Genomic DNA, 12,285 nt, shown 5'->3' with positions numbered 1-12,285 from the left:
CCTTAAAAATAATGGCAAAGGAGGCAATTGCCTCCTTTGTATTGGTCATTATAATCGGGTAACGGTGTCAGGGAAAGGATTAACCAAACCAACCGGTAAATAATAATTTGAAATAATCAATTAATCGGCTAAACCAGCTACCCAATTCAACGTCTTCTAGGGCGATTAAATCAGCCTGAGCAATCTCTTCATCGTTTAATACGTAGAACACTTTACCCACAACTTGACCTTGTGTAATCGGTGCACTTAGCTCTTGTTGAATTTCAAATGTAGCGGTAAGATTTTTTGCTTGGCCGCGTGGTACGGTTAGGGTTAATTTGTTTGCTAGACCAAGTTCAACTTGCTCTTGCTCACCCATCCAAACACGTTCAGCAACAATACTTGAATTTGCTTCATGTAGCGTTACCGTTTCAAAGAAACGGAAACCGAAGTTAAGTAGCTTCTTGCTTTCAGCTTTACGTGCGTCGCCACTTTTGGTTCCGAGTACAACAGCAACTAGACGCATATTGTCTTTGGTTGCAGAAGAGACTAAGTTAAAACCTGCGCCTGAAGTATGGCCGGTTTTAATACCGTCTACGTTCATGCTTTTATCCCATAACAAGCCATTACGGTTGTATTGGGTGATGCCGTTGTAGGTAAATTTCTTTTGTGAATAAATGCGGTATTCTTCAGGTACATCACGAATTAGTGCGGCCCCGAGTGTCGCCATATCACGCGCAGTGGTGTATTGCTCTTTGCTATCTAAACCGTGGCTATTAGCAAAATGCGTTGCATCCATACCTAGCTGCTTGCTCCATGAGTTCATTAACTGAGCAAAGGCGCTTTCTGTACCTGCAATGTGTTCAGCCATTGCTACGCAAGCATCATTGCCTGATTGAACAATAATGCCTTGGTTCAATTTTTCGACTGTGATCGTTTTACCAACTTCGATGAACATTTTTGATGAGTCAGGGAAGTTTTTAGCCCAGGCATTTTTACTGATAGTTACTTGATCTTCTAGGTTTATATTCCCGGCCTTAATTTCTTGACCAATAACATAACTTGTCATCATTTTTGTTAGGCTAGCTGGCTTTAATGAATCATCAGCATTTTTCTCTGCGATAACTTTGCCTGAATCAAAATCAACTAATATGAATGCTTTCGCTGCAACGACAGGGGTATCTGGGATCACGCTCGGTGCTGCACTTAATGAGAAACTCGCCATTACTAGGCTCGTTAGGATAAGTTTTTTAAATTGATTGGCCACGTTTCACTTCGCTATAATTAAAGTTGTGATTGAGTTATTAATAACTTAGATAAATAAACTTGATTAAATGGTTTTTAATCAAGTTTATTCGATAATAGCAGCTAGTCTATCAACTAGCTGAATGGTTGTCTTACTATTTAAAGTTTATTTATTAGATACAGTTTTGCTGGAAAGTTCCTTTAAAATATAAGCATTTGTATATTTTTGTTTTACTTTCGCAAGTAAGCCCTGTGCTTGCTCTGACTCTGCGAACGGTCCAAGTTGTACACGGTGGAACTTTCCGCTGACAATTAAACGATTTTCGGTACTGTATTTCGCCCCTAAACTGTCGGCAATTTCTTGAGCTTTAGCTTCATTACTGGATGCTAAAACCTGAATGAACCACTGCGGTGTGGGGGTAAATAAACTGCTATTATCAGCAGTTGGAATGATTAATTCAACACGTACATTCGCGGTACCTGATTGTAACATATCGAGTTTATAAGCCGCCGCATAAGAGAGATCGATAATACGATCAGGGTGGAACGGTCCCCGATCATTTACGCGTACAACCACTGTTTTATCATTACCAAGGTTAGTGACTTTAACAAAGCTCGGTAAGGGTAAATTCTTGTGTGCTGCTGACATCGAAAACATATCATAGACTTCACCGTTAGAGGTGTCATGACCATGAAACTTATTACCGTACCAAGAGGCTTTACCTTCTTGGGTGAGTGTTTTGATGTCTCGCCATACTTCATAGTCGATACCGCGTACCTGATAGTCGCGATTAGCATAGCGGCTGTAGGTTTGTGGTGTCGGTACTGCATCAGCAATATCATCAAGCTGAGGAATGTTCTCTGGCGCGTGATCGTCACTATATTGATAACGCGAAGAAGAACAGGCGGCCAATAGGCCGCAGATACAAAGTAAGGTTAATCGTTGTTTATTGCGCATGTTTAGCTTGTTTAATTCGTTCGCTTAATTGGAATACAGCCATCGCGTACAATGGGCTATGGTTATAGCGGGTGATCGTGTAGAAGTTATCGAGATAAACCCAATATTCATCACTATCAGCTTGCTCTAGCTTAAGTAGTTTTACTGGGCTCGAGTCTTCGATGCTAATGGCTGGTACACGATCATCTGATTCTTTCAATGTGACACCGGCAGCTGTTAGGTCTGACCATGTGTTTTTGATTCTCAATGATGAACTAAGCAGGCTTTTGACTTTTTCACTGTCTGCTGTCACAGGATAAGCAACTGAGCCACCGGTTTGCCATTTATGCTCGCTAAAGTAGTTAGCAATACTACCAATTGCATCGACAGGATCGTTGATCATATCCACTTTGCCGTCACCAGAGAAATCAACGCCGTAATGACTGTAGCTTGATGAGATAAATTGACCTAAGCCCATCGCACCCGCATACGAACCTTTTGTTTCCGTTAGTTCCCAGCCTTGTTGTTCACTTAATTTAATATACTCTGCGAACTCTTGGCGGAAAAACTTACCACGAGACGGGTAATTAAATCCGAGTGTATACAAGGAATCTAATACTGAAAGATTACCTTTGTATTTACCGTAATAAGTTTCAACACCCATGATCGCAACGATCATTTGTGCTGGTACACCGTATTCTTTTTCGGCCTTCGCGAAAGTCTCTTCGTGTTCTTGCCAATATTTGACGCCTTGGTTAATGCGGCTGTCGGTAATAAAGATTGGCGCGTATTTATACCAAGGCTTCTTTTCCCATGGGGTTTGGATCTTAGTTAATACATTTTCATCAAATTTTGCTTGGCCGATAGCATCGGTAAGTACTTGTTCTGATATATCATATTTAGTACTTAACTCTTCAACCCAAGTCTTGTGTTCAGTGCTCAACTCAGCACTATTAGCTTGAAACGCTGCTAAACCTAGCAGAAATAATACTTTTTTACTTAGCATCTGGATTCCTCAACTTAAGCGACGATGTGTTCTTACAGACATTAGAATGCCAAATCCTGCCATCAATGTCACCATCGAAGTGCCACCATAGCTAATTAAAGGTAGTGGGACGCCCACTACAGGCAATAATCCACTGACCATACCAATATTTACGAACAAATAAATGAAGAATGTCAGGGTAATACTGCCGGCAATCAGACGTTCAAAGACGCGTTGTCCTTGTAGTGCGATAAACAAACCGCGGCAGATGACAAATAGATATAATGACAGTAATAAAATGACACCAAATAAACCAAATTCTTCACTGAATACGGCAAAAATAAAATCGGTATGACGTTCGGGTAAAAAATCGAGTTGTGACTGGGTACCGGATAACCAACCTTTGCCCCAGAAACCACCAGAACCGATGGCAATTTTAGATTGAATAATATGATAACCAGAGCCAAGCGGGTCTGTTTCTGGGTTGAGGAAGGTTAATACCCGTTGTTTTTGGTAGGGGCGCATTAAAAAGAACCATAATATAGGTGCAAACCCAGATACTAATCCAAAAGCAATCATCACTAGGCGCCATGACATACCGGCCAAGAAGATCACAAATAGACCTGATGTTGCCACTAATAGTGAGGTACCAAGATCGGGTTGCTTAGCAATTAACAAGGTTGGAATAAGCACCATTATTAACGCAGTAATGATGGTTCTAAAACTCGGCGGTATAGCTTGGTTACTCATGTAGCGCGCGACGGCCAATGGCATGACCACTTTCATTACTTCGGAAGGTTGGAATTTAGTAAACCCAAGATCAATCCAGCGCTGTGCCCCTTTTCCCACATGGCCAAATAGTAATACCGCGATTAATAGCAGGGTACCAAGGATAAATATCGGGAATGCCCAGCGCCGATAGGTGGACGGCGATATTTGTGCCAATGCGAACATGACTGCAAGTGCTAGTAACATCCTTACAACTTGTCTTTCCATTAATGCAATATCGGCGCCGCCAGCGCTGTAAAGCACGACGAGGCTCACGCCCATGAGGCTGAGTAAACCAAATAATAAGGGGAAATCGATATGTAATTTATACCAAATACTTTGATTATGACGACGATCTGGCATTAATTTTCCTTTTTATTGTCAAAGTAGACATCAAATAAACGGCGTGCTGATGGGGCGGCTTGTGAGCTACCACCACCGGCATTTTCAAGAATGATTGTCGCTGAAATTTCAGGTTCTTCAAACGGCGCATATGCCACAAACATGGCATTATCACGTAAGCGTTCACGGATCTTACTTGCGTCGTACTTCTCTTCGCCAAGCTGGTATAACTGTGCTGTACCTGACTTACCTGCGGCGCTATAAGATGCGTTAGCAAAGGCGCGACGTGCAGTCCCGTTATTTTTGGTTACTACGCCGTGCATGCCATCTTTAGCTACTTGCCAATTGGCTGGATCTTTTAATTTTAGTGGCGGTAATTCAACCACAGGCTTAAACACATCCCCATTGGTGTATTTTATATCTCTGATTAATTGAGGCACGGGACGTAACCCGCGACTGGCGACAATCGCGGTAGCTTTAGCTAGTTGAATTGGGGTCGAAGACCAATAACCTTGACCAATACCAACCGAAATAGTATCACCTTGATACCAAGGTTCGTTGTAACGTGCGCGTTTCCAATCCCGTGATGGCATGATGGCATTGGTTTCTTCTTTGACATCAATGCCGGTATAATCACCAAAACCAAATTCAGTCATGAAGCTATTCATTTTATCTATACCAACGTTATAAGCCAGGTTATAGAAAAAGGTATCCGAGGATTGCTCGATAGCAGTATAGACATTAATTTTACCGTGACCCCAGCGTTTCCAATCACGAAAACGACGTTTAGTATTGGGGATTTGGAACCAACCACGATCGTTAATAATAGTACTTGGGGTGATGGCACCATCTTCTAGCCCTAAAATGGCTAACTGTGGTTTTACTGTAGAGGCGGGTGGATAGCGGCCTTGTGTTGCACGGTTAATTAAAGGGCGGTCTTTTGATTGTAAAAGACGGTTGTAATCTTTACTGCTGATACCGTGCACAAATAAGTTTGGATCATAGCTCGGGCTGGACATCATCGCTAATATTTCACCCGTTTTAGGTGCAAGTAGGATGATCGCGCCACGACGGCCAGCCAATTCTTTTTGTGCTTTTAGCTGTAAACGAATATCGATATTCAAATACAGATCATTACCAGGTACGGGTGGTGTTATTTTTAGTGTGCGTACGATCTTGCCGCGATTGTTGACTTCGACTTCTTTAAAGCCGGGTTTGCCATGGAGTGCTTTTTCGTAATAACGCTCGATGCCTTGCTTGCCAATATCATGAGTGGCGGCATAGGTTGCTCGAGAGCCTTCAATCTCTAGACGTTTAAGATCGTTACTATTAATTCTTGCTACATAACCAAGTGCATGAGTAAGCGCATCACCAAACGGGTAATAACGTTTTAGTCGCGCGTTAACTGAAATGCCTGGGTATTTATGCTGCTGAACTGAAAATAGGGCAACTTCTGATTCAGATAAGTTTGTTAATATTGACACTAATTTAAAGCGGCGCTGGCGTTTTAAGCGCGTCCGGAAGTCTTCAATATTATCTTCAGTTAAATTTAATAATGTGGTTAATTCGACAATCGTTGCATCGATATCGGTGATTTTATCAGGCACCATATCTAAACTGTAGACAGGTTTATTTTCAGCTAAGAGTATGCCGTTACGATCATAAATGAGTCCACGGTTAGGTGGTAGTGGTACTAACTTGACGCGATTTTCGTTAGAGCGGGTTTTGTAAGCTTGATATGAATCGACTTGTAAGTAATAAAGATTACTTAACAATAAGCCAAGTACACAGAGGACAAAAATAAATGAGACCACGATACGGCTGCTAAATAATGCTGTTTCCGCAGAATGGTCTCGTAAGGCTATACGCTTCCTTGCCACCAATATTACTCTCTATGATAAGGATGGTTTGTTGTTACGCTCCAAGCGCGATACAACGCCTCGGCCACAACTACTCGTACCATCGGATGTGGTAAGGTTAGCGGTGACAATGACCAGCGTTGTTCTGATGCCGCGATGCATTCTGGTGCAAGTCCTTCTGGGCCGCCAATTAACAGGCTAACGTCACGACCATCATGCTTCCACTTATCTAGTTCAACGGCTAGTTGTTCAGTCGTCCAAGGTTTACCGGTAACCTCCAGAGTCACGATACGATTTCCTTTCGGGATCGCTTGCATCGTTTTTACACCTTCCAACTCTAAGATCCGCTTGATATCAGCGTTTTTACCACGCTTACCAGCATTGATCTCAAGTAATTCGAAAGGCATATCTTTAGGGAATCGACGTGTATATTCCTTATACCCTGTTTCTACCCATGCAGGCATTTTGGTGCCAACAGCAACTAGCTGAATCTTCATTTGACTATGCCCCTACAGACTGCCAAAGTTGTTCTAATTGGTAAAGATCACGTGTTTGTTGTTGCATGATGTGTACAACTACATCACCCATATCAACTAAAACCCATTCACTATCTTCCGTACCTTCAATGCCCATCACGTATACTTCGTGACTTTTAGCTTCAAGGTAAAGGTGGTTAGAAATTGATTTAACGTGAGTTTTAGATGTGCCAGTACATACGATCATTAGATCTGTTACTGGTGATTTACCCTTAACATCAATAACTTGGATGTCACGGGCTTTCATGTCTTCAATTTTGTCTAGTACAAATGCTTGCAGTTCAGAAGTTTGCAAGGGTCCTCCAGAGGAACTTTATCGAGTTAACCGCGAATTATAACAGTGTATAATGGCTAAATATATACCTAGCTTGTTTCTGAGCTATTATCTCTTGTAGTTTACTTATACAAGTTATGTTTATGTATATATGACAACACATTATCAGGTAGCAGATATTGTGGATTTTGCTGCTGCGCAATCAACTGTCTGATCCGAGTTGCCGATATTTCTAACTGCGTACTTGGCCAGAGCAATATACGCCCCTGTTTTTGCTGTTGTAAGTCTTCGACATTAGTTGTTTGTACTTGTTCAAATATTCTTTGCACTTCAGGCGCCAATGTTAATTTATAGTTTGGGCGATAGCTCACGACGAGGTGACAATAGCTGAGCAGCTCTTGCCAGCGGTGCCAAGTATGTAAACTATTGAGTGAATCAAGACCGATTAAAAAGCACACGGGAGTACGCGGATTCTCTGCGGCGAGCTCAATCAAGGTGTCGATAGTATAAGACGGTGTTGTACGATTTAACTCTCGGGTATCGACACTTAATTCATCGCACTGCGCAACAGCTAGCTGTGCCATTGCTAAGCGGTGTGCAGAGCTAGAGCCCGGCGCCTCGCGGTGTGGTGGAATATGATTCGGCATCAACCTCACTTCTGCTAAATTAAGTTGCTGCAATAAATCTAAACAAGGGCGCAGATGACCATTATGAATAGGATCAAATGTACCGCCTAAAATACCAATGGCACGTGAGGGGATGAAATCAGTCATAGCTAACCGTCGTTAAGAATAAAGTTAAAAAATCATTTAGTGTCTATATCTCGGCAACTATTTGATTTCGGAATGGTGAAAATTTGGAAGCAAGGTCGAGTCAGCGAAACTGATACTTAACATTTGTAATGACAACCAAGGATCAATACTGGTACTGGTTTTGATCGCGCTATCAACACTAGAACAAAGTACTAACATTTGTTCAATTTTACTTAGTGATAACCGGCTCAAGCAGGCGTTAATAATCTGCTGGCGGCCAGTCCATAAGCGCTGCTTTTTCATTTCGTCGATAACAGATAGGCCTTGCTGTTGCATCAAGCTGTAATGATAAAGCTGATTAATTTCTTTGTTTAGTCCCCAGTTGATGATAATCGGATCAACACCTTCAGCCTGTAATTGCTGCAGGATCCGTTGACCTCGATTTACTTTACCGGCAAGTAGCGCATCAACCAGCTGAAAGCTACTAAAGTGTGAGTGCTGGGTAATCGATGCTTGTAGCTGCGCTAAGGTAAGCGTTTGACCTGGATGGAGCAGGGATAATTTATCAATCTCTTGCTTAGCGGCTAATAAATTACCTTCAAAACTACGACAAAGTAGGGTGATCACATCTGCTTGTGCTTCAAGGTTGGCGCGTTTTAGACGATGGCGCATCCAGTTAGCAAAAAAACGTCCTTCAGGATGGCCGACAGGGATGAACAGCGCATTTTTGAAATACTGCGTAAACCACTTGGCATTCTGTTGTGCTTTGGTTAAGTAAGGGCCGCTGATGATGATAATCAGATCAGGGTTAAGCAGCTTAAATAAATCATTAAGTTGGCTTATGTCTTCTTTTGTCGGTCGTTTGTCAAAAATGAGTTCAACTGTCTGACGGCTAGAAAACAGCGACATGGATTGGCATGCATTAAACACACTAGGCCAATCCATGGTTGGTTCGGCGTGAAATTTATGGTGTTCATCAAAGCCGACTTTTTTAGCGGCTATTTTAATCTGCTCAATGGCTTCCATTTTTAACAATGGTTCTTCGCCAAAGATTAAATAGCAGGGTTTGATTTCAGTTTTTAAGTACTGATCGAGCTGTTCTGGATAAACGCGCATTAGTTAGCTTCAAATATGATAGCTGGTTCTTCATCGCGATCGCCAGTTGTTTGTGGGTTAATAACAACTTGGCTTAGTGTACGAACAACCTGTTGTGCCGCTGCTTCACGTAGTTCTCGAGTTAATAATTCAGCTTCACGTGAACGGGCAAGTGCTTCTTGCGAGTTATTTAACTGGTCACGCTGCAGTGCAACAGTAAAATACTGAGGGTCTTGATTTGGCAAGCGCACTTCCATTTTGAGGACGTAGCTGAGTTCATATTCCGCAGCCGTGGCGTCAGAGTAGAGTGATACAGTACGTGAGCCGGTGCTTTCGGACATGATTCGGAGTATCGGTGTTTGCGAGTTTAATAATGCTGGATCCATCGCAGTAATTTTAGTTTGGGTTGAATCTTCACTCATATCATCTGAGGTGTTATCACTTTCTGTGGTTAGCGATTCCGTGCTCGTGACTGTCGGTACAACGAGATTAATTTGGTTGTAGCGTAATTCTTTTTTGATTAGGCGAGTGAGATCGGAATACTTACTCGATACTAAGGTTAGATTTCGTAATTCAGGGGGAATTCCGCTGCCATTTTTTAAATGGAAGCCGCAGCCGCCAAGCACTGCAGTTACTAAGAAGATGCAAATTAGTCGAATAAAACGTGGAGTCAGTGCCGATGCGCTCATTTTTGCCTACAAAATAGATAAGTTAATTGTGGTTAATTTTACACGTAATCGAAAAACAAAAAAGCCCTATACACTACTATAAGAATAAAAGCAGAATATAGGGCTTACAATTAGTCAGTTAACACTGTTAATTAAACATCGTTCCTTAACAGTGTTCGTTACTGAAGTTTGTTGTTAAGTTTCTAACTTAGTTGGCTACAATGTTCAGTAGTTTACCTGGTACGAAAATTACCTTACGTACTGTTTTGCCGTCAGTGAACTTAGTTACGTTCTCATCTGCATTTGCTAATGCTTCAACAGATTCACGTGTTGCGTCGGCTGGTACTGTTAATTTAGCACGCAGTTTACCGTTCACTTGTACAATGATTAGTTTTTCAGATTCAACCATTGCTGCTTGATCTGCTACTGGCCAAAGTGCTTCATCGATGTTGCCTTCTTGACCTAACTTGTTCCACAGTTCAAAACAGATATGCGGAGTAATTGGTGCAAGTAAACGAACAACAGCAACTAATGCTTCTTGAAGTAGAGCGCGATCTTGCTCTGCTTCTTGAGGTGCTTTAGTTAGCTTGTTCATTAGTTCCATAACTGATGCGATTGCAGTGTTGAACGTTTGACGACGTTCGATATCATCAGATACTTTAGCAATTGTTTTATGGATCTCGCGACGTAGCTCTTTTTGTTTACCGTTAAGCGCTGCAACATCTAACGCTACAACGTCACTTTTACTGATGTGGTTGTAAGCTAGCGTCCAAATACGACGTAGGAAACGGTGCGCGCCTTCTACTGCCGAGTCTTGCCATTCTAGGGTTTGGTCAGCTGGTGCTGCAAACATCATGAATAGACGTACTGTATCAGCACCAAAACGTTCGATCATTGTTTGTGGGTCAATACCGTTGTTTTTAGACTTAGACATTTTAGTCATGCCAGTATAAACAAGTTCATTGCCTTCATTGTCGATGTATTTAGTTGGTTGACCTTTTTCGTCACGCTCAACAGTTACATCTAATGGAGAAACCCAAACACGGCCGCCGTTTTCGTTAGTGTAGTAGTATGCATCAGCAAGTACCATACCTTGACAAAGTAGACGTTTGAACGGTTCGTTGCTATCAACCATTTGCTCATCGCGTAGCAATTTATGGAAGAAACGTGCATATAATAAATGCATACATGCGTGTTCAATACCACCAACATACTGATCTACTGGTAACCAATGATTTGCATCTTCGCGGTTAAGCATTTCAGTTTCTGATGTTGCGCTACAGTAACGTGCATAATACCAAGACGATTCCATGAAGGTATCGAAAGTATCTGTTTCACGTAGTGCAGGTTGACCGTTGTATGTTGTTTTAGCCCACTCTAAATCCGCTTTAATAGGACTTTGAATGCCGTCCATTTTCACGTCTTCAGGTAAGATCACTGGAAGTTGGTCTGCAGGTGTTGGTACAACTGAACCGTCTTCAAGTGTCAACATCGGGATTGGAGCACCCCAATAGCGTTGGCGAGAAACACCCCAGTCACGTAGACGGAAGTTAACTTTCTTGGTGCCTTGACCATTTGCTTCTAATTTAGCTGCGATTGCATCTACTGCTGCGCCAAATTCTAAACCGTCGAATTCACCTGAGTTAAACAATACACCTTTTTCAGTGAATGCTACTTCAGATACGTCTAGCTCGCTACCATCGCTAGGTTTGATTACAGGTACGATATCGATGCCGTATTTTGTTGCGAATTCATAGTCACGTTGGTCATGAGCAGGAACCGCCATAACAGCGCCAGTGCCGTAACCCATTAATACGAAGTTTGCTACGTATACAGGTACTTTACGACCATTTAATGGATGAATAGCGTATAGGCCAGTAGCCATGCCTTTCTTTTCCATTTTTTCTAGATCAGCTTCAGCCACTTTCATGTTTTTACATTCAAGGTTGAATTCTGCTAGTGCTGGGTTTGTTAATGCTGCTTGCTCTGCAAGTGGGTGACCTGCTGCGATACCTACATACGTAACACCCATTACTGTGTCTGGACGTGTTGTGTATACAGATAATTTGCTTAGCTCGTCACTTTGACCTTCAACGGCGAAGTCTAGTTCGATGCCTTCGCTGCGACCGATCCAGTTACGTTGCATCGTTTTAACTTGCTCAGGCCAGCCGTCAAGATCATCAATAGATGATAGTAGCTCGTCTGCATATTCAGTGATCTTAATGAACCACTGTGGAATTTCTTTTTGTTCTACCGGGGTATCACAACGCCAGCAGCAACCGTCATTTACTTGTTCGTTAGCAAGTACAGTTTCATCGTTTGGACACCAGTTAACTGATGAAGTCTTCTTGTAAACCAAGCCTTTGCTGTAAAGTTTAGTGAAGAACTCTTGTTCCCAACGGTAGTATTCTGGAGTACATGTTGCGATTTCACGGTTCCAGTCATAACCAAAGCCTAAAGACGTTAGCTGACCTTTCATGTAGTCGATGTTTTCATATGTCCAAGGCGCAGGTGCAGTGTTGTTCTTGATTGCTGCATTTTCAGCTGGTAGACCAAATGCATCCCAACCGATAGGTTGTAATACGTTTTTGCCTTGCATACGTTGGAAACGTGCAATCACATCACCAATTGTATAGTTACGTACATGGCCCATGTGCAGGCGACCACTTGGGTATGGGAACATAGACAAGCAGTAGAATTTTTCTTTCGTTTCGTCGTTATGTACTTCGAATGTCTTATTTTCGTGCCAGTGTTGTTGAACCTGAGGTTCGATACTGCTTGGAGTATATTGTTCTTGCATGGGTAATATCCAGTCTGTTCTTGGTAGGATTTAGAAACAAAATTT

Annotated in this window: 11 protein-coding genes; all 11 read right to left on the bottom strand. The window is 42.1% G+C overall.

The features are described 5' to 3' along the window. Positions 1-79: 79 nt before the first annotated feature. Positions 80-1,246, bottom strand: a complete 1,167-nt coding sequence (locus JFU56_RS16635; protein ID WP_198438393.1) for a D-alanyl-D-alanine carboxypeptidase family protein — start codon at positions 1,244-1,246, stop codon at positions 80-82. 144 nt (positions 1,247-1,390) lie between these two features. Further along, positions 1,391-2,182, bottom strand: a complete 792-nt coding sequence (locus tag JFU56_RS16630; RefSeq protein WP_198438392.1) for a septal ring lytic transglycosylase RlpA family protein — start codon at positions 2,180-2,182, stop codon at positions 1,391-1,393. Then, entirely contained in the window at positions 2,172-3,167 is a 996-nt protein-coding gene (gene mltB, locus JFU56_RS16625) for a lytic murein transglycosylase B (protein ID WP_198438391.1), read from the bottom strand. The genes JFU56_RS16630 and mltB overlap by 11 nt, the downstream gene beginning before the upstream one ends. A gap of 9 nt (positions 3,168-3,176) precedes the next feature. Then, entirely contained in the window at positions 3,177-4,277 is a 1,101-nt protein-coding gene (gene rodA / locus JFU56_RS16620) for a rod shape-determining protein RodA (RefSeq protein WP_198438390.1), read from the bottom strand. Beyond that, positions 4,277-6,136, bottom strand: a complete 1,860-nt coding sequence (gene mrdA / locus JFU56_RS16615; RefSeq protein WP_198438389.1) for a penicillin-binding protein 2 — start codon at positions 6,134-6,136, stop codon at positions 4,277-4,279. Before mrdA ends, rodA begins: the two co-directional genes overlap by 1 nt. Positions 6,137-6,141: 5 nt before the next feature. Further along, entirely contained in the window at positions 6,142-6,612 is a 471-nt protein-coding gene (gene rlmH / locus JFU56_RS16610) for a 23S rRNA (pseudouridine(1915)-N(3))-methyltransferase RlmH (protein WP_198438388.1), read from the bottom strand. A gap of 4 nt (positions 6,613-6,616) precedes the next feature. Continuing rightward, on the bottom strand, positions 6,617-6,946 hold the full coding sequence (gene rsfS / locus JFU56_RS16605) for a ribosome silencing factor (RefSeq protein WP_198438387.1): 330 nt from the start codon (positions 6,944-6,946) through the stop codon (positions 6,617-6,619). 101 nt (positions 6,947-7,047) lie between these two features. Beyond that, entirely contained in the window at positions 7,048-7,698 is a 651-nt protein-coding gene (gene nadD / locus JFU56_RS16600) for a nicotinate-nucleotide adenylyltransferase (protein ID WP_198438386.1), read from the bottom strand. A 57-nt stretch (positions 7,699-7,755) separates the two neighbouring features. Then, positions 7,756-8,793 carry a DNA polymerase III subunit delta gene (holA, locus tag JFU56_RS16595; RefSeq protein WP_198438385.1) on the bottom strand — a complete coding sequence of 346 codons (1,038 nt, stop codon included), beginning with the start codon at positions 8,791-8,793 and terminating at the stop codon, positions 7,756-7,758. Next, positions 8,793-9,461, bottom strand: coding sequence for an LPS assembly lipoprotein LptE (gene lptE / locus JFU56_RS16590; protein WP_198438384.1), 669 nt, complete (start codon positions 9,459-9,461; stop codon positions 8,793-8,795). Before lptE ends, holA begins: the two co-directional genes overlap by 1 nt. Positions 9,462-9,648: 187 nt before the next feature. Beyond that, positions 9,649-12,240: a leucine--tRNA ligase gene (gene leuS / locus JFU56_RS16585; RefSeq protein ID WP_198438383.1), complete on the bottom strand. Its 2,592-nt coding sequence runs from the start codon at positions 12,238-12,240 to the stop codon at positions 9,649-9,651. Between the last annotated feature and the right edge of the window lie 45 nt (positions 12,241-12,285).

This window comes from Moritella sp. F3 (assembly GCF_015082335.1).
In the GTDB taxonomy this organism is placed as follows: domain Bacteria; phylum Pseudomonadota; class Gammaproteobacteria; order Enterobacterales; family Moritellaceae; genus Moritella.
The sequence above is the reverse complement of the archived record's forward strand: the minus strand, read 5'-3'. Positions and strand labels throughout refer to the sequence as shown.